Source organism: Streptomyces tropicalis (assembly GCF_029269835.1).
Taxonomy (GTDB): Bacteria; Actinomycetota; Actinomycetes; order Streptomycetales; family Streptomycetaceae; genus Streptomyces; species Streptomyces tropicalis.
On record NZ_JARJBB010000010.1, the window covers coordinates 33,714 to 55,836 of the forward strand.

Below are 22,123 nucleotides of genomic sequence, written 5' to 3' on the forward strand. Positions count from 1 at the left end.
ACGGTGCAGCTCCCTCGGCCTAGTACGAGAAGGCCATCGGCCTGTCGGCGTCACGGGTGTCGCCGCCGATCTTCGTGGGCGGGTGGAGATCGGCCTCGGTCAGCTCGGGCGGCCCGGCCTTGACGTACTTCACGAGCAGCTTGACCTCGACCACGGCGAGGACGGCGTAGAGCAGCGTGAAGACGGTCATCGAGGTGATGACCTCGGCCTGGGAGACACCGGGGGAGACCGCGTGCCGGGTCTGCAGGACGCCGTAGACGACCCACGGCTGACGGCCGGTCTCGGTGAAGATCCAGCCCCAGGAGTTGGCGATGAGGGGGAAGGCCAGGGTCCAGACCGCGATGCGCCAGAACCAGGCGGTGAGCGTGGGGCTGAGGGCCCGGCTCGGGAGGAGCACCAGGTGCGGCACCTCGTCGTCGCCGACCCTCAGGTGCTCCGGCAGCATGAACTTCTTGCGGGTCAGCCAGAGTCCGGCCAGGCCGACGGCGAAGGACGCCATGCCGAAGCCGATCATCCAGCGGAATCCCCAGAACGTCACGGGGATGTTGGGCCGGTAGTCGCCGGGCCCGAACTTCTGCTGCTCGGCCTTGTTGACGTCGTTGATGCCCGGCACGTGCGCGTGGAAGTCGTCGGCGGCGAGGAAGGACAGCAGGCCCGGGATCTCGATGGCCACGCTGTTGTGGCCCTTGTCCACGTCCCCGTAGGCGAAGATCGAGAAGGGCGCGGAGTCCTGGCCGTCCCACAGTGCCTCGGCCGCCGCCATCTTCATCGGCTGCTGCTTGAACATGACCTTGCCGAGGACGTCCCCGCTGACCGCGGTGAGCAGGCCGGCGACGACGACGGTGACCAGCCCGAGCCGCAGCGAGGTCTTCATCACGCGGATGTGCCGCTTGCGGGCGAGATGGAAGGCGGAGATGCCGACCATGAAGGCGCCGCCGGTGAGGAAGGCGGCGGTCAGGGTGTGGAAGGCCTGGCTGAGGGCGGTGTTCTGGGTGAGCACCGCGAGGAAGTCGGTGAGCTCGGCGCGGCCCTTGGCCCCGTTGATGCGGTAGCCGACCGGGTGCTGCATCCAGGAGTTGGCGGCGAGGATGAAGTACGCCGACAGGATGGTGCCGAGGGACACCATCCATATGCAGGCCAGGTGGATCTTCTTGGGCAGCTTGTCCCAGCCGAAGATCCACAGGCCGATGAAGGTGGACTCGAAGAAGAACGCGATCAGCGCCTCGAAGGCGAGCGGGGCGCCGAAGACGTCCCCCACGAAGCGGGAGTAGTCCGACCAGTTCATGCCGAACTGGAACTCCTGCACGATGCCGGTGACCACGCCCATGGCGATGTTGATCAGAAAGAGCTTGCCCCAGAACTTGGTGGCCCTGAGATAGGTCTCCTTCTCCGTGCGCACCCAGGCCGTCTGCAGCCCGGCCGTCAGAGCGGCCAGCGAGATGGTCAGGGGGACGAAGAGGAAGTGGTAGACGGTGGTGATGCCGAACTGCCAGCGCGCCAGCGTCTCCGGCGCCAGAGCCAGGTCCACGTCGTCACTCTCCTTACCTCGCCTTGCCTCGCCGCGGTCACAGCGGCCGCCGACCGGTGATGCACGGCACATCAGCGGAGCAATCAGGCGCGCTTGTGAACGCGTTCACATTCACAAGCCAGTATGCCGCATACCCGTTCGAGGCCACCGAGGTGGGGGTCCCTCCGGAACCCCGAGCGCCCGCATGGCCCCGAAAAGCGCTTCTGAACTGCGGAGACGTGAAGCGTCGCTGCGACGGGGAGAGCGGTGGGCCGGGACCGGGGTGACCGGAACATGACGGCGCCCCGGGTCCGCAGAGCGACCCGGGGCGCACAAAAACGGCCGGAACGGGCCGGGCGGGGACACGTCGGACGCGTCCCCGCCCGGCCCCCGGCTCAGACCTCCCGGCGGAACGCCTCCGCCGTCTTGATGAAGATGTCGTTCGCCTCGGTCTCCCCGATCGTCACCCGGACGCCCTCGCCGGGGAAGGGCCGGACGACGACGCCGGCCTGCTGGCATGCCTCGGCGAAGGCCACCGTGCGCTCCCCCAGCCGCAGCCAGACGAAGTTGGCGTGCGTCTCCGGCACCGTCCAGCCCTGGGAACGCAGCGCGTCGACCACACGGTTGCGCTCGCACACCAGCGAGCCGACCCGCCCGATCAGCTCGTCCTCGGCGCGCAGCGAGGCGACCGCCGCGTCCTGCGCCAGCTGGCTGACACCGAACGGCACCGCGGTCTTGCGCAGCGCCGCCGCCACGGGCTCGTGGGCGATGGCGAAGCCCACCCGCAGCCCCGCCAGGCCGTACGCCTTGGAGAAGGTCCGCAGCACGCACACGTTGGGGCGGTCCCGGTACAGCGCGACCCCGTCCGGGACCTCGCGGTCGCGGATGAACTCCCGGTAGGCCTCGTCCAGCACCACGAGCACGTCGCGGGGCACCCGATCGAGGAATCGTTCCAGCTCGGCCCGGCGCACCACCGTGCCGGTGGGGTTGTTCGGGTTGCAGACGAAGACCAGGCGGGTGCGGTCGGTGATCGCGTCCGCCATCGCGTCCAGGTCGTGCACGTCACCGGGCGTGAGCGGCACCTGCACCGGGGTGGCGCCGCTGATCCGGGTGATGATCGGGTACGCCTCGAAGGACCGCCAGGCGTAGACGACCTCGTCGCCGGGACCGCTGGTCGACTGGAGCAGCTGCTGGGCGACGCCGACCGAACCGGTCCCGGTGGCCACGTGCGAGACCGGCACGCCGAAACGCTCCGCCAGCTCGTTCGTGAGGGCGGTGCAGGCCATGTCGGGGTAGCGGTTGAAGGCGGAGGCGGCCGCCGCGACCGACTCCATCACGCCCGGCAGGGGCGGGTAGGGGTTCTCGTTGGAGGACAGCTTGTACGCCACCGGACCACCGGCCGCCGCGGGCTTGCCCGGCTTGTAGGTGGGGATACCCTCCAGCTCGGCACGCAGCTTCGGGCTCGTCTCGCTCACCGCAGTCCTCCTCGTGACCACCACCGGCTTCCAATACTCCTCACCCTATGAGGATTCGGCTCCGCTGCGTATGGGTCGGAGGCCGTCACTCACGGCGGGTGCGCGACCTCACACCCCCTCGCCGGCGCCGGGGGCATCACACGACGAAGGCATACGAATAGGGGGCGCGTCGTACATATATCTACGCGCCGGTGGCTCGCGCCCTGGCGCGCATCACCCGTGCAGGTGAGTTGAGACCTCTTCGAGACATCGAGGGCTCGACAGGTCCATGCGGGCCACCGCGGCATGTCCTGACACATGATCGGGTAACTGACATGCTTTCCAAGGCAGTTGACCGTAGATGACCTTGCAGAAACGTGCCTGTCAACGCGTGCATATGCGTCCGCGCTACCCCACTGCCTGAGCCCTACTATCGGCTCGCCATGACAGCAGCAGGGAAGCACCAGGTGAGCCGCGCGGAAACCTCGCGCCGAGGCAGCCGGCCGGGCCGGGCGGGCATCAGAGACGTGGCCGCCGCCGCCGGGGTCTCCATCACGACCGTCTCCGACGCCCTCAACGGCAAGGGCCGGCTCCCGGACGCCACCCGACGCCATGTCCGTGAGGTCGCCGACCGGCTGGGCTACCGCCCCTCGGCCGCGGCCCGCACCCTCCGTACCGGCAAGTCGGGCCTCATCGGCCTGACCGTGACGACGTACGGGGATGAACCTTTCACCTTCACCGAGTTCGCGTACTTCGCGGAGATGGCCCGCGCCGCCACCTCCGCCGCGCTCGCCCGCGGCTACGCCCTCGTCATCCTGCCCGCGACCTCACGCCACGACGTCTGGTCCAACGTGGCCCTGGACGGCACCGTCGTCATCGACCCCTCCGACCAGGACCCGGTCGTCAGCGAGCTGGTCCGCCAGGGCTTACCGGTCGTGAGCGACGGCCGCCCGGCCGGCGCGCTGCCGGTCACCGCCTGGGTCGACAACGACCACGAGGCCGCCGTGCTCGGCATCCTCGACCACCTCGCCGAGGCGGGGGCCCGCCGGATCGGCCTGCTCACCGGCACCACCACGGACACGTACACCCACCTGTCCACCACGGCCTACCTGCGCTGGTGCGAGCGCGTCGGCCAGGACCCGGTGTACGAGGCCTACCCGGCGCACGACCCGTGCGCGGGCGCCGTCGCCGCCGACCGGCTGCTCGCCCGCCCCGACCGGCCCGACGCCGTCTACGGGCTCTTCGACCCCAACGGCACCGACCTGCTCGCCGCCGCCCGCCGTTACGGACTGCGCGTCCCCGACGACCTGCTCCTGGTGTGCTGCAGCGAGTCCACGGTGTACGCCAACACCGAGCCGCCCATCACCACGCTCTCCCTGAAACCGCGCCGCATCGGCACGGCCGTGGTCCAGCTCCTCATCGACGCCATCGAGGGCCTCGACGCCGACCGCCCGGTCGAGCAGGTCATACCGACGGAGCTGATCGTGCGGACCTCGTCGCAGCGCCGCCCGCCGCGCACGACGGTCAGCCCGCCCCGTACGTCCGAGGGCCGGTAGGGACGTACCGGTGGGCCGGCGGGGCCGTGCCGCCGGGCCGGCGAGGCCGTCCTCCCGGTCGGGTCCCCCGTGGTCCGCGTCGCGGGTCGTCCCCGCCCCGTCCGGGGGACGGCCGAACGGGAGGACTTCCGGGCCACGGCACCGGCGGGCGGGCCCCCGAAGACCGACAAACGGGGCGAAAGATGCGGTGAACCGGAGTCCTGCCCCGATTCACCACCCCTGGGTCATCACACGGCACGATCCGCATTCCTATGATGGGCCCACGACACCGCGGGCCGCTGCGACCAGGCAGTCCGAAGCGGTGCAGCTGCGGCGCGATGGTGGAGGGGTCGATGACTCAGGGGGCCGGTCGAGGACCCGAGGTGGAGCGGACGGCGACTCTGCGCGACTTCCGGGTGCCCGCGTACGTCCACGAGGCCGGACCGTTCCCCCGGCCCGTGCCCCCCGTCGTCACGGTGGCCCCACCCGTCGAGGAGGGCCTCCCGGACGCCTACACACCCACGCAGCGCGACCTGCCCGTCATCAACCGAGGGGACACCGTGCAGGTGGCCGTGGACCCGGAGGCCGAGGAGGCACCGCAGCCGGCCGTTCCGCAGGGCGCGCTGTTCGTCGTGGGCGACGTGCACGGCTACCTCGACGAACTGCTCGCCGCCCTGCGGGGGAAGGGCCTCGTCGACTCCGAGGGCCGCTGGTGCGCCGGCACCGCGCGGCTGTGGTTCCTCGGCGACTTCACCGACCGCGGCCCCGACGGCATCGGCGTCATCGACCTCGTGATGCGCCTGTCCGCCGAGGCGGCCGCGTCCGGCGGCTACTGCAAGGCCCTCATGGGCAACCACGAACTGCTGCTGCTCGGCGCCAAGCGGTTCGGCGACACCCCCGTCCAGTCCGGCGCGGGCACCGCCACCTTCCAGGCGGCCTGGCTGCTCAACGGCGGCCAGAAGTCCGACATGGACCGACTCCAGGACCACCACCTGCAGTGGATGTCCCGCCTGGACGCCGTCGAGGAGGTGGACGGCCACCTGCTCGTGCACTCCGACACCACGGCCTACCTCGACTACGGCGACTCGATCGAGGCGGTCAACGACACCGTCCGCGACGCCCTCACCCGCAACGACGCGGACGAAGTCTGGGACCTCTTCCGCAAGTTCACCAAGCGCTTCTCGTTCCGCGACGAGGGCGGCGCCGACGCCGTGCGCTCCCTCCTCGACACCTACGGCGGCACGCGCATCGTGCACGGCCACAGCCCGATCCCCTACCTCCTGGGCGAGGTCGGCTCGGAGGACGGTGAGGACACCGCGGGCCCCGTGGTGGAAGGACCGCACGTCTACGCCGACGGCCTGGCCATCGCGATGGACGGCGGCGTGACCATGGCCGGAAAGCTGCTGGTCCAGCAACTGCCGCTGGACGCCTGACGGTTCGGACCGCGTACGCTGCCGGGCCCCGGCCGCGCGGCCCGGCACCGAATTTGTGGAAACCCCCTGTCACCGCGCGCCGTCACGGCTCTACCATCGGCTTATCCGTAGCAGGCTCCCCTCCGTTTCTGCCCGACGGCTCGCCGGCGTGCGAGCCCCAAGCCCTACGGAGCATCGGGGGATGCACATGAACAGCGTTCCGCAGCACCTGCTGACCGAGGACCGCCAGCAGTACGAGCGGCTCCTCGACGAGGCGCTGCGCTCCGCCCCGTACCGTTCGGACCCCGCCGCCGGCCGGCGGCTCAACCACGAACAGCTGCGCACCATGGCCCTCGACGCCACGGCCCTGATCACGGCGGCCGCGGCGGCCGAGTACCAGACCTACGTGAAGATCCGCGAGGAGACGCGGCGGCCCGGTCCGGCGGCGCCGCTGTCCGCCCGCGAGACCGGCTCCGCCGAATCGGGCACGGGCGCGATCGGCATCGCGACCGCCGTGGGCGAGGTCGCCGAGACCACCGGCGCGGGCGCCGTGGCGGTCGTGGCCGTCCTCGCCCCCGTCCTGGCCGGCACCGCCGCGGCCCTGTTCCTGCTCGTCGGATACATCCTGAGGATGCTCGACCCGGCACCCGCCTTCGCCCGGACCATGATCACTGCAGGCTGGGTGTTCGGGGCGCTGACCGCGGCCGCGATCCTCGTCGCCGCCGTCGGACTGCTGCTCACGGCCCTGCGCAACCGCCCCACACCGGCCGGGGACGCCCAGGACGGGCTGGACCAGGACGTCGCCCGCGCGCGGGACGCCTGGCGGGAGGCCCTGCTGGAGCGGGGCATCCTGCCGTTCCTGCGCGAGGCGCTCGCCGACCCCGGCGCCGGGGCGGCCGGCCGGGACGGCTCCCCGGCACCGAACGGCCGGATGCCGCAGCTCGGCTTCGACCGCCCCGGCTACGCCCGTCCGGGCTTCAGCAGCCCGGACGACGGAGCCCCGGGCCACCGTACGAGCTACACCAGCCCCGACTTCACCAGCCCGGACTTCGGCGGCCCGGAGCACGAGCCGGAGTGACCCCGCCGCCACCGACGGGGCCGCCCCCGGTTCCACAAGGTCCTCGTCGGGTCGGTCGGCCGCCCACGCATCCCAGGTCGTCCCGCAGGAATCACCACACGCCCGTGGGAGCCGGAGCAACCGGCCGGGACCACGCAGTCCGAGGACCCGAGCACCCTGATCGCACAGGGTGGAGCAGGGAGACGGGACATCGCGGGGATGCCGAGGCGTACCGCTCTGCGGTGCAGGGAGCCCCTGCGGCGTCACCTCATCCGCCGTCCCCCGTGAGTCCGCGCAGCCGGTCGCTTCCCTGAGTCCGTCCCACCGTTCGCGGTGCCCTGCGTCCCCGTCCTCGCGCATGAAGGGTGCCTTCATGAAGGGCGCCTTTACGAAGAGGCCGTACGGTTCCCCGCGCAATGGGCGGCCATTTCCGGCGTACAGAAGGGTGTCGCGTGGCGGAGCAGCGGACGGAGACCGATGTACCGGCGGTGAGCCGACGTCGGCTGTTGGCCGGGCTGGCGGGGGTACCGCTGCTACTCACGGGGTGCGACCTCGTGGGCGACTCCGACCCCCTCCACCTGGTGGGTTCGAAGGTCGAAACCACGATCATGGTCATCCGCCATGGCGAGAAGCCCGGCGGAAACCACCTCGGCTACGACGAGCACGGCCACCCGGATCCCCACTCCCTCACGCGCCGCGGATGGGCCCGGGCCCGGGTGCTGCCAAGGCTGTTCGATCCGCCGAAGGGTCACCCCCTTGTCCCCGGCCTGAAACGTCCCAGGACCATTTACGCCGCCACCGACAAGGGGCCGCTGGCCGGCGGTCACCGTATGAGGCAGACGGTGACACCACTGGCCCACCGGATGGGCATCAAGCTCGATACGACCTTCGCCGAGTCCCAGGAGGCCGCGCTGGCCAAGGCCGCCGTCGCCGCCCCCGAACCGGTGCTGATCTGCTGGCAGCACACCCGCATCTCGGACATCGTCGATGCCCTGGGCGCATCCGGCACCGGCGTACCCGACGACTGGCCGGACCGCTTCGACCTGGTGTGGGTCTTCACGCACGCCCACGGCACGTGGACCTTCCGCGAAGTCCACCAGCACCTGCTCCCCGGCGACCGCTGAGCACCTCCCGCCCCGGTGCAGCAGGGGAGGCCCCGGCTCCGGCATGGGGCACGCCGTCGGGACACCGGCGGCGTCGGCCGGTGCTCGGCGGCGGCCCTCTCCGGGGAGCTCCACCCTGGGGTGCAGCGGTCTTCCGCCTCGGGGCCGAACCACGGAGCGGCACGGGTCTGCCGACAGGGGCTCGTGACGTCCTTCCTGCCTCGCATCCGGCCCGGCCTCGACGGCAGACCGATCCCTCCGGCGGGAACGGCCGAGGTGTTCCGCCTTCGCCCGCGATCTGGCCGCCGGCCGCCGTTCCTGGGACAGCGGGACGGCGCGGTTCATCGCCGCGCAGTTCGATCGGACGGCCGCCGAGTGGGACGCCACCCTTGCCACGGGCCGGGACGAACCACTGCGTGACGCCCTGGACCGTCGCGATCCGTTCCCCGACGGCGTCTGCCTGGAACCCGGATCAGGGACAGGTCTCTTCACCGGACGGCTCCTCGGCGTGTTCTCCCGCGTGCTCAGTGTCGATCTCTCCGAGCAGATGCTGCGCCACGCCGCCGGCCGCTCACCCGTCCGCGTGCGTGCCGATGCCGCCGCGCTCGCCCTGGCCGATGCCCAGGTCGCCGTCGCCGCCATCGACATGCTGCTGTTCCCTGCCGAGGTCGCCCGAGTGCCGGCTCCGGACGGCGTACTGCTGTGGATCAACCAACTCGGCGAGGACGGTCCCCTGCACCTGCCTGCGTCAGACGTCGCCGATGCCCTGCCAGGGGACCGGCCGGCCGTCGAGTCCCACGCCGGGTGGGGCAGCTGGGCAGTCCCGCGCCGTGCCCGCCGGCCTGATCCCGACGCTCCGGAGCGTCGCCCACGGCGGAGCCGGGAGCGCGCACGCCCGGCAGAAGGCCGGACCGACGGCCGCACAGCCTGTGACGGCCGGTGGGGGCGGCTGCCGGCCGGTCCGGGACGAGGCGGTGGGTCATCCGGCCCAGTGGCGGGGAAATTCGGCCCAGCGCGACCGAGGTCCGACTGATCCATCCTGGCATTGACGCGGCAATCAGCCGAGGGAAGTGATCGGCATGATGTGGTACGGCGGATGGGGCTGGGGCGGCTGGCTGCTGATGGCCCTGTTCATGGTGTTGATCTGGGCCATCCTGATCGTCGGACTTGTCGCGCTGGTGCGCTATCTCGCCGGTACGCGCCACCAGCAGCAGCCCGGTCCGCCTACGTCGGGTGACGGTGGAGGGCAGGACCGAGGTGCCGAGAACCTGCTCGCCGAGCGGTTCGCGCGCGGGGAGATCGAGGAGGACGAGTACAGACGCCGGCTCGGGTTGCTCCGGGAGCACCGATGACGCCGCATCGCCGCCGCGATGTGTGGATGGCGATCGCCATAGCGGTGGCCGCCCTGGTACTGGGCGTGGCCACCACGGGTCTGATGGCCGCGTCCGGCGCCTTCCACGGACCCGCACCTTTCCGGAGCGCGCGGAGCACACGATGCAGGCCGCCGGCCGTGACGGGAACTGCGGTCGACGTGGGCGTATGGGACAGGGGACGCATGATGGGGGGCCCGCACTGGCCTGGGCCGAACAACGGTCGTCCCGGCCGGCAGGGCATGGGCATGATGCGTCTGGTGGCCCACCCCACGACGGTCCCGGCGGGAAAGGTGACGCTACGGGTGGTCAATGCGGGGTCCCTCACCCATGAGGTGATCGTGTTGCCGCTGCCGGCCACCGGGAACGCCGGAGAACGTGCCGTCGGGGCCGATGGCCGGGTGTCTGAAGCAGGCAGTCTCGGCGAGGCGTCCCGCACCTGCGGCAGCGGCGCCGGAGACGGCATCGCCCCCGGGGCGGCGGCCTGGACCACGGTGACACTGAGGCCGGGCCGCTATGAGCTGCTGTGCAACGTCCCGGGCCACTACGCGGCCGGCATGTACGCCGAGCTGGACGTCACGGGTTGAGCGAGGGAGGAGCCAGCGCGGCTGCCGAACCCGAACGGAGGCCTTCCGGGTGGGCGCGGCACCCGGCGTCCGTAGGATGAGGGCCATGACGGTCAGCGCGCACCCCGGCTTCGCGGTGGACCGTGCCCGCTGGCTGCTGCTCGTCATGGCGGTGGTGGCTGGAGTCCTCGGCATGCATGCGATGTCGCCGTCGGGGGCGCCCTCGGCGGGACAGCACGTCATGATGACGGCGCTCGACGGGACCCGGCACCACGCCGGGTCCGCTCATGCGGACGACAGCTCGTGCCGGCACCTGTCGGATGCCGGTCAGGGCGGGATGGTCATGGACCATGCCGGCGGGACCTGCGCGGCCGCGGGTACGGCCGCTTCCTACGTGCCGCCCGCGCTTCTGCCCTCACTGGTTTCCGCCCCGGGCGAACCTGCCGTCGAGGTCTCCGGCCCGTGGGCCGCACGGACGACCGACGGCCGGGCACCGCCGGACCTGTCCGAGTTGCAGCTTCTGCGGATCTAGAGGAACCCGCACGCCATCCCTCCTCGAGGGAGCGTGCTCCGGGCCACCTCGCGATCCGTTCCACCCGCGCACGTGCGCGGGCTCTTCAAGGAGCTGTACCTCATGGCATCTCGCCGTTCCCTCATCCGCCGGACCGCCGCACTGACTGCGGCCGCCACTGCCACGGTGATACTCGCCGCCTGCGGCAGCAGCGACTCCTCCTCGTCGTCCTCGTCGGGGCACTCCGGCCACGACATGGGGGCCATGTCCTCCGCCCGCCCCTCGGCTGCCGCTTCCGCCGCGAAGGGCGGCAAGAACGCGCAGGACGTGTCGTTCGCGCAGAAGATGATCCCCCACCACCGGCAGGCCGTGTCCATGGCAGGCCTGGCCCCGTCGCGAGCGAAGTCCCAGCAGGTCAAGGACCTGGCCGAGAAGATCGAGCAGGCGCAGGCCCCGGAGATCAACACCATGTCGGGCTGGCTGAGGACCTGGGGCGCGAAGGTCCCGGGCACTGGTATGTCCGGCATGGAGAACATGCCGGGCATGGCCCATTCCGACTCGTCGATGTCCGGCATGATGTCGGACGCCGACATGGCCGAGCTGAAGGGTCTGTCCGGTGCTGCCTTCGACAGGGCGTTCCTGCAGATGATGATCAGGCACCACCAGGGCGCCATCGAGATGGCGAAGGCCGAGCAGGCCAAGGGCGCCTACGGGCCGGCCAGGACGATGGCGAAGTCGATCGTCACCTCGCAGTCGGCTGAGATCGCCGAGATGAACGCGATGCTCGGCAAGTAGCGGATCCACCCGGGACGGGCTCGGGGCGGCCTTCATCGACTGCCCCGAACCCGCAGGGCCGGCCTGTCCGCCGCTGAGCGCCCGACCGAGTACCCGACCACTGCAGTCCCTCTCGAGCGGAATACCCCCGGGGGGTACTCCGTTCAGGAAGAGACACGAGCGGATGAGGGGAATCGGCGATGGACCACGGCACTCCCGAGCACAGCCACCAGCATCACGATCACGCGTGCCCGGCTCCTCCTGGCGCATGGCAGCACAGGCCACGCTGCACTGTCTGACGGGCTGCGCCATCGGCGAGGTCCTGGGCATGGTGATCGGCACCGCCGCCGGCCTGCACAACGCAGCCACCGTCGTCATCTCCATCGCGCTGGCCTTCGTCTTCGGCTACGCGCTGACCATGCGAGGCGTGCTGCGTGCCGGGCTCCCGGTGCGTCGGGCGATGAAGGTCGCCCTGGCCGCGGACACGTTGTCCATCGCCGTGATGGAACTGATCGACAACACCGTCATGGTGTCCGTGCCCGGTGCCATGAACGCGGGCCTGTCGCAGGCCCTGTTCTGGATCTCGCTCGCGCTTTCCCTTGCGCTCGCCTTCGCACTGACCACGCCGGTGAACCGGTGGATGATCGGCCGCGGCAAAGGCCACGCCGTCGCACACGCCTACCACTGACCTGCGACGAACCGGCCGGAACACCCCGCCACGTCACTTCGGGCCCGCGATCGGGAACGATGTCGCCGGCTCCGAACTCCGGGCAGTACCGTCCGGTCGGCGGCGGCGGTAGCGAGGCAACTGCCTACAGGGCGAGCACCTGGTGAAGGGGGCAGGCCTCCAGGTCTGCCCCCTTCGCCTCGTCACTCGGCGATCGGCAGGTACACCCGGTTCCCGTTCGCCGCGAACTCCTTCGACTTCTGCAGCATCCCCTCGGCGACCTCCTCGGGGGACGCCCCCTCGGCCGCCGCACCGCCGAACCGCTCTGTGATGCTGTGGCTGATCTTCATCGAGCAGAACTTCGGCCCGCACATGGAGCAGAAGTGCGCCGTCTTCGCGGGCTCCGCCGGGAGGGTCTCGTCGTGGAACTCCCGTGCCGTGTCCGGGTCCAGGGCGAGGTTGAACTGGTCCTCCCACCGGAACTCGAAGCGGGCGTCGGACAGCGCGTCGTCCCACTCCTGCGCGCCCGGGTGCCCCTTGGCGAGGTCGGCCGCGTGCGCGGCGATCTTGTACGTGATGACACCGGTCTTCACGTCGTCGCGGTTCGGCAGGCCCAGGTGTTCCTTGGGCGTGACGTAGCAGAGCATGGCGGTGCCCCACCAGGCGATCATCGCGGCGCCGATGCCGGACGTGATGTGGTCGTAGGCCGGCGCCACGTCGGTCGTCAGCGGGCCCAGCGTGTAGAACGGTGCCTCGTCGCAGATCTCCTGCTGGAGGTCGATGTTCTCCTTGATCTTGTGCATCGGGACGTGTCCCGGGCCCTCGATCATCGTCTGCACCTCGAACCGCCGGGCGATCCGGTTGAGTTCGCCGAGCGTGCGCAGCTCCGCGAACTGGGCCTCGTCGTTGGCGTCGGCGATCGACCCCGGGCGCAGACCGTCGCCGAGCGAGTAGGTCACGTCGTAGGCGGCGAGGATCTCGCAGAGCTCCTCGAAGTTGTCGTACAGGAACGACTCCTTGTGGTGCGCCAGGCACCAGGCCGCCATGATCGAGCCGCCGCGCGAGACGATGCCGGTCTTGCGGTGCGCGGTGAGCGGGACGTGCGCGAGCCGGATGCCCGCGTGGACCGTCATGTAGTCCACGCCCTGTTCGGCCTGCTCGATGACGGTGTCCTTGTAGATCTCCCAGGTCAGCTCCTCGGCCCGGCCGTCGACCTTCTCCAGTGCCTGGTAGAGCGGCACCGTGCCGATGGGGACGGGGGAGTTGCGCAGCACCCACTCGCGGGTGGTGTGGATGTTGCGGCCGGTGGAGAGGTCCATGACCGTGTCGGCGCCCCAGCGGGTCGCCCAGGTCATCTTCTCCACCTCCTCCTCGATGGACGAGGTCACCGCGGAGTTGCCGATGTTGGCGTTGACCTTCACCAGGAAGCGCTTGCCGATGATCATCGGCTCGATCTCCGGGTGGTTGACGTTCGCCGGGAGCACCGCACGGCCCGCCGCGATCTCCTCGCGGACCACCTCCGGTTCGACGTTCTCCCGGAGGGCCACGAACTCCATCTCGGGGGTGATCTCGCCGCGGCGCGCGTAGGCGAGCTGGGTCACCCTCCGCCCGTCGCGGCCGCGGCGGGGCTGTCGCGGCCGCCCCGGGAACACCGCGTCGAGGTTGCGCAGTCCGCCGCGCGGCGCGGTGTGCTTGATCCCGTCGTCCTCGGGGCGGACGGGACGGCCCGCGTACTCCTCGGTGTCGCCGCGGGACACGATCCAGTTCTCCCGCAGTGGCGACAGCCCCCGCCGGACGTCCGTCTCGACGAGGGGGTCGGTGTACGGGCCGGACGTGTCGTACAGCGTGACCGCCTGCCCGTTGGTCAGGTGCACCTGACGGACCGGCACGCGCAGATCGGGGCGGGTGCCTCCGATGTACGCCTTGTGCCAGCCGATGGACGGTCCGGCCTCCTCGCCGCTGGAGGGCTGCGTGGAGGCAGGCGTGCGTGCGTCCTTGTTGGTCATGAGACCTACTCCCTACGCCGGCATTACCCGGTAACAGGTTCGGCGGTCGACGCAGCGGCTTCCGTCGGTCGGTGTCCCCGGTGGAACGTCGTTCCACGTGAAACATCGCGCAGACGGAGGTCAGCGCCCTCTCAGCCCGGTGCTCCGAGCTCCCGCGTGTACAAAAGGTGCCTCCACGCTAGCGTCCCCCGTGGCGCGGTGAACAGTGGGCCTCCGTCGTTGTTGCGATGATCGCGCGGTGACCACGACACAGCAGTCCCCCTACCCGCCTCAGGAACCGCGGTGCGTCTGCGGTTCCGGACCCGGCGGTGGAAGCGGACCCGGGAACGTCCCCGGCCCCGGCCGGGACCACCCCCGCGGGCCGGCCGGCGAGGATGCGCCCGGCCATGGCCATGGTCATGGGCACAGTCACAGCCACGGTCCCGCCGCGCCCGCGTCGAAGCGCCTGCGGACGGTGATCGCGGCCGTGCTGATCCCCTTCGCCGTCGCCGTGGTGGCCGGACTCGTGGTGCTGTGGCCCGGGGGCGCCCCGGCGCACGAGCGCACGGGGGTCGGCTTCGACCGGCAGACCCAGAAGGCCACGGTCACGCAGGTGGTCGCGGTCTCCTGCTCCTCGGCGAACGTCCCCGGCGGAGCGCCGGCCGGGGATCCCGCCGCCGGGGGATCCCCTCCCGGCGGCTCCTCCACCGGGCGTCCTCCCTCGGGGCGTTGCACGAAGGCGACGGTCCGCGTGGACACCGGATCGGACCGGGGCCGTACCTTCACCGAGATCGTGCAGCCGGACCAGTCACGGCAGTTGCAGCGGGACGAGAAGGTCGTGGTCGCCTACGAGCCCTCGGCGCCGCGGGACCTGCAGTACGCGGTCACCGACGTCGACCGGCACGTCCCGATGGCGCTGCTGGCCGGTCTCTTCGCCCTCGCCGTCGTGGTCGTCGGGCGGATGCGGGGCGTCATGGCACTGGTGGCGCTGGCCATCAGCTTCCTGGTGCTGAACTTCTTCATCCTGCCCGCCGTCCTGGGGGGCGCCGATCCGCTCGTGGTGGCGGTGGTGGGGGCGGGCGCCATCATGCTGATCGCTCTCTACATGTGCCACGGACTGTCCGCCCGCACCTCGGTCGCGGTGCTCGGCACCCTGATCTCGCTCGTCCTGATCGGCATGCTGGGGTCGCTGTTCATCGGCTGGGCCGCGCTCACCGGCAACACGGACGACAACACGGGGCTGATCCACGGGTTGTACCCGTCGATCGACATGAGCGGTCTGCTGCTGGCCGGCGTCATCATCGGCTCGCTGGGCGTCCTCGACGACGTGACGGTCACCCAGACATCGGCGGTCTGGGAGCTGCACGAGGCGAATCCGGCGATGGGCCGGCGCGGCCTGTACCGGGCGGGCATCCGCATCGGGCGGGACCACATCGCGTCCGTCGTCAACACGCTGGTCCTCGCCTACGCGGGCGCCGCGCTGCCCCTGCTGCTGCTCTTCTCCATCGCGCAGAGCAGCGTGGGGACCGTGGCCACCAGTGAGCTGGTGGCCGAGGAGGTCGTGCGCACGCTGGTGGGCTCCATCGGCCTGGTCGCCTCGGTACCGGTCACCACCGCTCTGGCGGCGGTCGTGGTCGCGGCCGACCGGCCGTCCCCGGGTGCCGCCGCTACCCCGGTGGGGGCGCCCCCACCGGTCCGCGCGGGACGGGGCCGGCGCCGCAGGCGCTGACCGGGCGCCCTGCACGCGTCCGGGCGCCGCGGACACGGACGCGGCGCCACGGACGCCGACGGCGATCCGTGGGCCGCCACGGCTCGGACCGCCGGACCCCGGCCCCGGCGCACCGCAGGAACGCTTCAGCCCGCGCTCTGCTCCTCGGCCAGGATGCGGTCCAGCGCCTCGTCGAGGTGTGCGTCGAAGTCGCCCAGCGCGCCTTCCTGACCGAGCGGCACCAGCTTGTCCGTACGGTCGAGGAACGCCACGAGCGGTGCCGCGGAGGAGCGGAACAGCGCACGGTCGCCGCCCACCTGAAGCCGGATCAGGACCTCGCCGAGTGCGTCGCCGTCGGCCGGGGAGATCCGCACGTCGCCGTCCCCGCACGGGGTGGCCACTCCGTCGATCAGCAGCTCCCGCCCGAAGGCCCAGGTCACGGGGGCGTCCCCGGGCAGATGGAAGGTCAGCCGTACGGCGTAGGGATCACAGGTCTCGTACCGCAGTTCCACCGGAATGCGGAAGGAGAGCTCCTCGGACACGAGAAAGCTCATCATGACCTCTGCCTGCACGGACTCGCGCATCGCTACCCCGTCATCTGCCGTCGACTGGCCGGGAATCGTCCCCGTGACACTGGTGCATCTTGCTGAACGTGCACAAGAGATCACAAGGAGTGAGTTTTCAGATACTGATAGAGAGCGCGAGGGAGCCCAGCCGGCGCCCCACCTCGGCCTGCAGCCGGCGGGCCGCGGGGAGCAGCCGGGCGGCCTGGTGGGCCGGCAGGGAGAAGGCGACGGTCGCCGCCGACGTGCCCACCGTGATCGGGACGGCCGCGCAGACCGTGCCGAGGGCGTACTCCTGCCGCTCCGTCACCGGTTCCATCCTCCGGACCCGTTCCAGGCGCCGCAGCAGCGCGGGCTCGTCGCGGACGGTGTACGGGGTGAGGGACTGCACGGGGTAGCGGGCGAGGTGGTCGCGGCGGTCCGTCTCGTCCAGCTGGGACAGCAGGCACTGGCCGACCGCGTGCGCGTGTCCCGTCTCGCGGAAGTCGGCCCATTCCTGCACCGCGGGCAGGGCCGGGGTGTCGGAGACGCAGAGGACCTCGATCTCGCCGTCGCGGTACAGGGCGTAGTACACCGGTGCACCGATCAGATCGCGCCATTCCGTCAGGGTGTCGACGATCGCGCTGCGACGTTTCTGCGCGGCTCCGCTGCTGCTCAGCCGCTCGGCCGCCTCGCCGAGGAAGAAGAGCCCCTTGTCGCGGTGCAGATAGCCCTCGTGGACCAGGGTGCGCAGCAGGTGGTAGGCGGTGGGCAGGGCCAGGCCGGTCTCGCGGGCCAGTTGCTTGGCCGGGGCACCGTGCTCGTGGCCGGCGACCGTCTCCAGCAGGCGCATCGCGCGCTGCACCGAACCGATGAGGGTCTGGGACTGCGGCTGCTCCGGGATGCCGGGGCCGGCCCGCTCGCCGGGGGCCGCGGAGCGGGGCTGGGCGGGCAGTACCGGGGAGCGCGGCCCGGAGGGCGACGGCACGCGGGGCGGGGCGTGCCGTGCGGCGGGTGCGATGTCAACCGTGGCCAAGGATCTCTCCCGGAACGCGTGGGGGCAGCCCGTGCGGGGACACGGGTGGGGGTTGTGCGCCGCCCGCGGGGTCGGCCCCCGCGTCGATTTCCGGACCCTATCCGGCTGCCGCCGCCCATCGCCGGGCCGCGCGGGAAACTTCCCTCCCGCGAGGGAACGGCCCGCTTCCCCCGTGACAGGTCACCGTGTCCCGCTGAGCGGTCACCCCGCCCGGCGCCCGTGGACCGGCCGCGTCCGCCCATCGCTCGCCGCGGCAGGCACCGCGGCCCGCGCACCGCCCCGCGGACGGCGGCCGGCTCACCGCCCGCCGCCCGCCGTGCTCACCAGTCGCCGTGCGAGGAGGAGCTCGACATGAACCGCCGCACGACGTAGATCAGACCGCCGACCAGTGCCACGAAGACCAGCACCTTGAACAGCAGGCCGATCACGAATCCGATGACGCTGGCGATCAGGCCCCCGAAGACGACCAGGGCGATGACCGGCACCGCGACCCACTTCACCCACCACGGCAGACCCGCGAAGATCTCTCGCATTGCCCTCGTCCCTACCTCTCCGCCGGCCGGCGCCGCGCCCTGCCGGGCCGCGGACCCCTCGGTGCCGGGTCGCTTCGATGTCTGCTGTCGATGCTAGGGCGGGCGGGCCGCCCGGCGGTGGCCCGCGTCCCTTGTCCGTCCCTGACCGGTCCCCTAGGGAACCCCGGGGCGGCGGGGCCTCAGGCCTCGGGGGGAGAGAACACCACCAGGACGCGCAGGTCCTCGCTGATGTGGTGGAACTTGTGGGCGACCCCGGCCGGGACGTACACGACGCTGCCGCGGGAGACCTCGGTCGTCTCCAGGCCGACCGAGACCGAGGCCCGGCCGCTGACCACGAAGTACACCTCGTCCTGCCGGTGCGGCTGCTGCGGGTCGAAGGCGCCCGCGTCGAGTGCGTAGAGGCCGACCGACATGTTCCGTTCGTGCAGGAACTGCAGGTAGGCGCCGTCGTTGGCGGCTCGCTCCGCCTCCAGGTCGTCCAGCCGGAATGCCTTCATCGCCCTCGCCCGATCCTCTCCTATGCCGTCTGCCACGATCAGACACATGAAGAATTTCGTAGTCAAGACGATCGCCAACGCGGGCGCCCTGGCCGTCGCCGTGTGGCTGCTCGACAAGATCACCCTGACCGGTGGCAGCACCGCCCGGAAGGCCGGCACGCTGATCGCCGTGGCTCTGGTCTTCGGCCTGGTGAACGTGCTGGTCAAGCCGGTCGTCAAGCTCCTCACGCTTCCGTTGTTCGTGCTGACGCTGGGCCTGATCACACTGGTCGTCAACGCCCTGATGCTGCTGCTGACCTCATGGGTGTGCGGCAGGCTCGACCTGGGCTTCCACGTCGAGGGCTTCTGGACGGCCGTCGTCGGCGGTCTGATCGTCTCGGTCGTCGCCTGGGCGCTGCACATCGTGCTGCCCGACGAGGACTGAGCGCGTCATGGCCTACCGCGTCTGCTTCGTCTGCACCGGCAACATCTGCCGCTCCCCGATGGCCGAGTGGGTCTTCCGCGCCCGCGTGGAGGAGGCCGGGCTCGACGGCCTGGTCGAGGTCGACAGCGCCGGGACCGACGGCTGGCACGAGGGCGACGGCGCCGACCCGCGCACCGTCGCGGTGCTCCGGGAGCACGGCTACGGTGCCGACCACACCGCCCGGCAGTTCCAGGCCTCCTGGTTCGCCCGCATCGACCTCGTGATCGCCCTCGACGCCGGCCATCTCAGGACGCTGCGCCGCCTCGCCCCCACCGGGCAGGACGCGGCCAAGGTCCGGCTGCTGCGCTCCTACGACCCGGCGGCGGGCGGCGACCTCGACGTCCCGGACCCCTACTACGGGGACGCGGACGGCTTCGGGGCATGTCTTGAGATGGTGGAGGAGGCGAGCCCCGGCCTGCTCGCCGCGGTACGCGAGCACGTGGAGGGACAGGCTGCATGAACGATTCCTTTGCCCCTGGCCAGGACGGGACGTCCGCGGGCGCGGGCGACCCCGCCGCCGGCGACGGCACCCGCGCCGTCCGCGCCGGCCTTCCCGAACCGGTCAAGTACGAGCCGACGCTGCCGGGTCCGGTCTTCGCCGCTCACTTCCACCTGCCGGGCGACCCGACGGGCGGCTACGCCTACGGACGCGACGAGAACCCGACCTGGACGCTGCTGGAGCGCGCGGTCGGGGAGCTGGAGGCGCCGGGCCGGGACGGTGTCGAGACCCTGGTGTTCGCGTCGGGCATGGCGGCCATCTCCGCCGTGCTCTTCTCCCAGTTGCGGGCCGGGGACGCCGTGGTCCTGCCCGGCGACGGCTACCAGGTGCTGCCGCTGGTCCGCGCCCAGCTGGAGGCGTACGGGATCGAGGTGCGCACCGCCCCGACCGCCGGCGACGCCCAGCTCGACGTCCTGGACGGCGCGCGGCTGCTGTGGATCGAGTCCCCGTCGAACCCGGGCCTCGACGTGTGCGACATCCGGCGGCTGGCCGATGCGGCGCACGCGCGCGGTGCCCTGGTCGCCGTGGACAACACCCTCGCCACGCCGCTGGGCCAGCGGCCGCTGGAACTCGGCGCGGACTTCGCGGTGGCCAGCGGCACCAAGCAGCTGACGGGCCACGGGGACGTGCTCCTGGGCTACGTGGCCGGGACGGACGCGGGGGCCATGGGCGCCGTACGGCGCTGGCGCAAGATCGTCGGTGCGATCCCGGGGCCGATGGAGGCGTGGCTGGCGCACCGCTCGATCGCCACGCTCCAGCTGCGGGTGGAGCGGCAGAGCGCGACCGCCCTGGCGGTGGCCGAGGCGCTGCGCGGCCGGTCCGAGGTGACGGGGCTGCGGTACCCGGGTCTGCCGGACGACCCCTCGCACGCGGTCGCCGCCCGGCAGATGCGGCGCTTCGGCTGCGTGGTGTCCTTCACGCTGCCCTCGCGGGAGCGGGCCGACCGCTTCTTGGACGCCCTGCGGCTGGTGGACGACGCCACGAGTTTCGGCGGCGTGCGGTCGACGGCCGAGCGGCGCGGGCGCTGGGGCGGCGACGCGGTGCCGGAGGGCTTCGTGCGGCTGTCGGTCGGCGCCGAGGACCCGGTGGACCTCGTGGCCGACGTGCTGCGGGCGCTGGACGAGTCGGCCGGCTGACGGCGTCCCGGGCGCCGGCCGGTGTCCGGATGTGCGCGGCGGACGGTCCGAGCCTCCCCCCTCGTGGCTCGGACCGTCCTCGGTTCCGCGCGCGAAGAACCGCGCGACCAAGGCTAGTTGACTCTCCGTCAGAGTCCAATCACGGGAGCGACAGAGACCTATCGACATATTTATAGTTGAGCGCGATCGGGGGCAGTGGCACGGGCGGCGAGAGAGGGGCGGGATGGATCTGGCGTTGCTGCGGACGTTCGTCACCGTGCACCGGGCGGGGTCCTTCACTCGGGCCGCCGCCCTGCTCGGCCTGTCGCAGCCGGCCGTGACCTCCCAGATCCGCACGCTGGAGCGGCAGTTGGGGCGCCCGCTGTTCCTGCGGCAGGCCCGCGGTGTCACGCCGACCTCCATCGGCGACGAACTCGCCCACAAGGCGGCCCCGCATCTGGACGCCCTGATGGAGATAGCCGAGTCGGGCGTCGACGAGGAGTCCGCGTTACGGACGCTCCACCTGGCCGGGCCGCCCGAGTTCACGGCCGAGCGGGCCCTGCCCGCACTGACCCGGTTGACCGGCGACGACGGACGCGGCTTCGCCCTGCGGGCCTCCTTCGGGAACGCCGAGGAGACGCTGGAGGGGCTGGCGGCCGGTCACCACGATCTGGCCATCGGGACCGCCCGCCCGCGCGGCGCCCTCTTCACGGCGACCGCGCTGTGCGACGAGGAGCACGTTCTGGTCGCCGCCCGGCGACCGGCCGAGCGGCTCGGCCGCGGCGGGCCCCGCCGCCGGGGCGTCGCCGCGCTGGACGCCCTGCCCGTGGTGGAGGTGCACGAGTCCCTGCCGCTCGTCTCCCGCTACTGGGCCTCGGTCTTCGACTCCCGTCCCACTGCCTCCGGCACCGTGATCGTCCCCGATCTGCGGGCGGTCCTCGCCTGCGTCGTCGCGGGCGCCGGCCTGGCGGTGCTGCCGCGCTACCTGTGCGCGTCGGCACTGGAGCGCGGGGAGGTCGTGGCCCTGCACGAACCGGCGGTGCCGCCGCTGCGGACGTACTTCCTGGTGGCCCGCACCGGGACCCTGGCGATGCCGCACATCGCGCGGGCCCACGAGTGGCTGGTGCAGGCGGCGGCCGACTGGTGCTGACCCGGCTCCGGGCGGCCCCCGTACGGGCCGCCGGAAGGGCTTCCCCGGGCGTCCCGCACGGCCTTCGGCGGGCCGTCACCGGGAAGGTCCGGGCGGTGACGTCCCGCGATGTTTCACGTGGAACCAGCCGGGCCACATTTCTCCCATGACCGTCCGACCCGTGGTCAAGCGCACCGCTCGCGCCGTCCTCCTCGACGGCGACGACCTGATCCTGATCAAACGCACCAAGCCCGGTGTCGATCCCTACTGGGTCACGCCCGGGGGCGGGGTCGAGCCGGGGGACACCACCGTCGTCGACGCCCTGCACCGCGAGGTGTACGAGGAACTCGGCGCCAAGATCACCGACGTCGTGCCGTGCTTCGTGGACACCGTCGAGCACATCGGCGACGACGGCGGCGCGACCGGTGTGAAGGTGCAGCACTTCTTCGTCTGCCGTCTGGAGTCCATGGACCCCGCCCTGCGGCACGGCCCGGAGGTGGACAAGCCCATCGGCGAGTACGAGATCGTGCGGGTGCCCTTCACCCGGGTCGGCATCGCCTCGGTCCATCTCGTCCCGCTGTCGCTCCGGCACTACCTGGACGGCAACATCGAGGGCGTCCGGGCCATGCACGCCCCGGACCTGGGCTGACACCCCGGAGG

At 71.7% G+C, this 22,123-nt stretch carries 23 protein-coding genes; 16 read left to right on the forward strand and 7 right to left on the reverse strand.

The window, feature by feature from the left end; translation table 11 throughout:
* Positions 1-19 precede the first annotated feature (19 nt).
* Together P3H78_RS20045 and hisC are read right to left on the reverse strand one after the other, a co-directional pair.
* Positions 20-1,528: a cytochrome ubiquinol oxidase subunit I gene (locus P3H78_RS20045; protein WP_276110440.1), complete on the reverse strand. Its 1,509-nt coding sequence runs from the start codon at positions 1,526-1,528 to the stop codon at positions 20-22.
* 374 nt (positions 1,529-1,902) lie between these two features.
* On the reverse strand, positions 1,903-2,982 hold the full coding sequence (hisC, locus tag P3H78_RS20050) for a histidinol-phosphate transaminase (protein ID WP_276110441.1): 1,080 nt from the start codon (positions 2,980-2,982) through the stop codon (positions 1,903-1,905).
* A gap of 422 nt (positions 2,983-3,404) precedes the next feature.
* Between hisC and P3H78_RS20055 the strand changes: the two genes are divergently transcribed.
* The 10 genes from P3H78_RS20055 to P3H78_RS20100 all read left to right on the forward strand — a co-directional run bounded on the left by P3H78_RS20055 (position 3,405) and on the right by P3H78_RS20100 (position 11,977).
* Positions 3,405-4,517, forward strand: a complete 1,113-nt coding sequence (locus P3H78_RS20055) for a LacI family DNA-binding transcriptional regulator (protein WP_276110442.1) — start codon at positions 3,405-3,407, stop codon at positions 4,515-4,517.
* Positions 4,518-4,834: 317 nt separating this feature from the next.
* Positions 4,835-5,929 (forward strand): metallophosphoesterase, encoded by a 1,095-nt coding sequence (locus P3H78_RS20060; protein WP_276110443.1) that lies wholly within the window; start codon positions 4,835-4,837, stop codon positions 5,927-5,929.
* Positions 5,930-6,110: 181 nt separating this feature from the next.
* Positions 6,111-6,986, forward strand: coding sequence for a hypothetical protein (locus P3H78_RS20065; RefSeq protein WP_276110444.1), 876 nt, complete (start codon positions 6,111-6,113; stop codon positions 6,984-6,986).
* Positions 6,987-7,519: 533 nt separating this feature from the next.
* A complete protein-coding gene (locus P3H78_RS20070) occupies positions 7,520-8,089 on the forward strand; it encodes a hypothetical protein (RefSeq protein ID WP_276110445.1) in 570 nt (189 codons plus the stop codon).
* 499 nt (positions 8,090-8,588) lie between these two features.
* On the forward strand, positions 8,589-9,101 hold the full coding sequence (locus P3H78_RS20075) for a hypothetical protein (RefSeq protein WP_276110610.1): 513 nt from the start codon (positions 8,589-8,591) through the stop codon (positions 9,099-9,101).
* A gap of 46 nt (positions 9,102-9,147) precedes the next feature.
* Positions 9,148-9,420 carry an SHOCT domain-containing protein gene (locus P3H78_RS20080; RefSeq protein WP_276110446.1) on the forward strand — a complete coding sequence of 91 codons (273 nt, stop codon included), beginning with the start codon at positions 9,148-9,150 and terminating at the stop codon, positions 9,418-9,420.
* A 269-nt stretch (positions 9,421-9,689) separates the two neighbouring features.
* On the forward strand, positions 9,690-10,025 hold the full coding sequence (locus P3H78_RS20085) for a sulfocyanin-like copper-binding protein (protein WP_276110611.1): 336 nt from the start codon (positions 9,690-9,692) through the stop codon (positions 10,023-10,025).
* An 85-nt stretch (positions 10,026-10,110) separates the two neighbouring features.
* Positions 10,111-10,536, forward strand: coding sequence for a DUF6153 family protein (locus P3H78_RS20090; protein ID WP_276110447.1), 426 nt, complete (start codon positions 10,111-10,113; stop codon positions 10,534-10,536).
* A 102-nt stretch (positions 10,537-10,638) separates the two neighbouring features.
* Positions 10,639-11,310: a DUF305 domain-containing protein gene (locus P3H78_RS20095; RefSeq protein ID WP_276110448.1), complete on the forward strand. Its 672-nt coding sequence runs from the start codon at positions 10,639-10,641 to the stop codon at positions 11,308-11,310.
* A 247-nt stretch (positions 11,311-11,557) separates the two neighbouring features.
* Positions 11,558-11,977 (forward strand): DUF4396 domain-containing protein, encoded by a 420-nt coding sequence (locus P3H78_RS20100; protein WP_276110449.1) that lies wholly within the window; start codon positions 11,558-11,560, stop codon positions 11,975-11,977.
* A 182-nt stretch (positions 11,978-12,159) separates the two neighbouring features.
* Here the strand turns inward: P3H78_RS20100 and thiC are convergent, their stop codons facing one another.
* Complete coding sequence (gene thiC, locus P3H78_RS20105; protein ID WP_276110450.1) at positions 12,160-13,962, reverse strand: phosphomethylpyrimidine synthase ThiC; 1,803 nt, start codon at positions 13,960-13,962, stop codon at positions 12,160-12,162.
* A gap of 238 nt (positions 13,963-14,200) precedes the next feature.
* Between thiC and P3H78_RS20110 the strand changes: the two genes are divergently transcribed.
* Positions 14,201-15,670 carry a YibE/F family protein gene (locus P3H78_RS20110; RefSeq protein WP_276110451.1) on the forward strand — a complete coding sequence of 490 codons (1,470 nt, stop codon included), beginning with the start codon at positions 14,201-14,203 and terminating at the stop codon, positions 15,668-15,670.
* A gap of 125 nt (positions 15,671-15,795) precedes the next feature.
* Here P3H78_RS20110 and P3H78_RS20115 read toward each other — a convergent pair whose 3' ends face one another.
* The 4 genes from P3H78_RS20115 to P3H78_RS20130 all read right to left on the reverse strand — a co-directional run bounded on the left by P3H78_RS20115 (position 15,796) and on the right by P3H78_RS20130 (position 18,257).
* Positions 15,796-16,233, reverse strand: coding sequence for an SsgA family sporulation/cell division regulator (locus tag P3H78_RS20115; RefSeq protein ID WP_276110452.1), 438 nt, complete (start codon positions 16,231-16,233; stop codon positions 15,796-15,798).
* A gap of 97 nt (positions 16,234-16,330) precedes the next feature.
* Positions 16,331-17,095, reverse strand: a complete 765-nt coding sequence (locus P3H78_RS20120; protein ID WP_276110612.1) for an IclR family transcriptional regulator — start codon at positions 17,093-17,095, stop codon at positions 16,331-16,333.
* Between the two features lie 452 nt (positions 17,096-17,547).
* A complete protein-coding gene (locus P3H78_RS20125; protein WP_276110453.1) occupies positions 17,548-17,760 on the reverse strand; it encodes a DUF5326 family protein in 213 nt (70 codons plus the stop codon).
* 179 nt (positions 17,761-17,939) lie between these two features.
* Complete coding sequence (locus tag P3H78_RS20130) at positions 17,940-18,257, reverse strand: cupin domain-containing protein (RefSeq protein WP_276110454.1); 318 nt, start codon at positions 18,255-18,257, stop codon at positions 17,940-17,942.
* 46 nt (positions 18,258-18,303) lie between these two features.
* On the opposite strand from P3H78_RS20130, the gene P3H78_RS20135 reads away from it, so the two are divergent.
* The 5 genes from P3H78_RS20135 to P3H78_RS20155 all read left to right on the forward strand — a co-directional run bounded on the left by P3H78_RS20135 (position 18,304) and on the right by P3H78_RS20155 (position 22,112).
* A complete protein-coding gene (locus P3H78_RS20135) occupies positions 18,304-18,681 on the forward strand; it encodes a phage holin family protein (RefSeq protein ID WP_276110455.1) in 378 nt (125 codons plus the stop codon).
* Positions 18,682-18,688: 7 nt separating this feature from the next.
* The gene (locus tag P3H78_RS20140; protein WP_276110456.1) at positions 18,689-19,180 is read left to right on the forward strand and encodes a low molecular weight protein-tyrosine-phosphatase; all 492 of its coding nucleotides are present in this window, start codon (positions 18,689-18,691) and stop codon (positions 19,178-19,180) included.
* A complete protein-coding gene (locus P3H78_RS20145; protein WP_276110457.1) occupies positions 19,177-20,355 on the forward strand; it encodes a cystathionine gamma-lyase in 1,179 nt (392 codons plus the stop codon). Before P3H78_RS20140 ends, P3H78_RS20145 begins: the two co-directional genes overlap by 4 nt.
* Before the next feature lie 223 nt (positions 20,356-20,578).
* Positions 20,579-21,484, forward strand: a complete 906-nt coding sequence (locus P3H78_RS20150) for a LysR family transcriptional regulator (protein WP_276110458.1) — start codon at positions 20,579-20,581, stop codon at positions 21,482-21,484.
* Positions 21,485-21,629: 145 nt separating this feature from the next.
* Positions 21,630-22,112, forward strand: coding sequence for an NUDIX hydrolase (locus tag P3H78_RS20155; RefSeq protein WP_276110459.1), 483 nt, complete (start codon positions 21,630-21,632; stop codon positions 22,110-22,112).
* The last annotated feature ends 11 nt before the right edge of the window (positions 22,113-22,123 follow it).

Bases quoted from the DNA above. Each gene is read 5' to 3' on its own strand.
- P3H78_RS20085 (WP_276110611.1), top strand. From the start codon at position 9,690: ATGCGTCTGGTGGCCCACCCCACGACGGTCCCGGCGGGAAAGGTGACG.
- P3H78_RS20145 (WP_276110457.1), top strand. From the start codon at position 19,177: ATGAACGATTCCTTTGCCCCTGGCCAGGACGGGACGTCCGCGGGCGCG.
- P3H78_RS20095 (WP_276110448.1), top strand. From the start codon at position 10,639: ATGGCATCTCGCCGTTCCCTCATCCGCCGGACCGCCGCACTGACTGCG.
- P3H78_RS20125 (WP_276110453.1), bottom strand. From the start codon at position 17,760: ATGCGAGAGATCTTCGCGGGTCTGCCGTGGTGGGTGAAGTGGGTCGCG.
- P3H78_RS20080 (WP_276110446.1), top strand. From the start codon at position 9,148: ATGATGTGGTACGGCGGATGGGGCTGGGGCGGCTGGCTGCTGATGGCC.
- P3H78_RS20150 (WP_276110458.1), top strand. From the start codon at position 20,579: ATGGATCTGGCGTTGCTGCGGACGTTCGTCACCGTGCACCGGGCGGGG.
- P3H78_RS20140 (WP_276110456.1), top strand. From the start codon at position 18,689: ATGGCCTACCGCGTCTGCTTCGTCTGCACCGGCAACATCTGCCGCTCC.
- P3H78_RS20115 (WP_276110452.1), bottom strand. From the start codon at position 16,233: ATGCGCGAGTCCGTGCAGGCAGAGGTCATGATGAGCTTTCTCGTGTCC.
- P3H78_RS20055 (WP_276110442.1), top strand. From the start codon at position 3,405: ATGACAGCAGCAGGGAAGCACCAGGTGAGCCGCGCGGAAACCTCGCGC.
- P3H78_RS20130 (WP_276110454.1), bottom strand. From the start codon at position 18,257: ATGAAGGCATTCCGGCTGGACGACCTGGAGGCGGAGCGAGCCGCCAAC.
- P3H78_RS20155 (WP_276110459.1), top strand. From the start codon at position 21,630: ATGACCGTCCGACCCGTGGTCAAGCGCACCGCTCGCGCCGTCCTCCTC.
- P3H78_RS20060 (WP_276110443.1), top strand. From the start codon at position 4,835: ATGGTGGAGGGGTCGATGACTCAGGGGGCCGGTCGAGGACCCGAGGTG.
- P3H78_RS20135 (WP_276110455.1), top strand. From the start codon at position 18,304: ATGAAGAATTTCGTAGTCAAGACGATCGCCAACGCGGGCGCCCTGGCC.
- P3H78_RS20090 (WP_276110447.1), top strand. From the start codon at position 10,111: ATGACGGTCAGCGCGCACCCCGGCTTCGCGGTGGACCGTGCCCGCTGG.
- thiC (WP_276110450.1), bottom strand. From the start codon at position 13,962: ATGACCAACAAGGACGCACGCACGCCTGCCTCCACGCAGCCCTCCAGC.
- P3H78_RS20065 (WP_276110444.1), top strand. From the start codon at position 6,111: ATGCACATGAACAGCGTTCCGCAGCACCTGCTGACCGAGGACCGCCAG.
- P3H78_RS20100 (WP_276110449.1), top strand. From the start codon at position 11,558: ATGGCAGCACAGGCCACGCTGCACTGTCTGACGGGCTGCGCCATCGGC.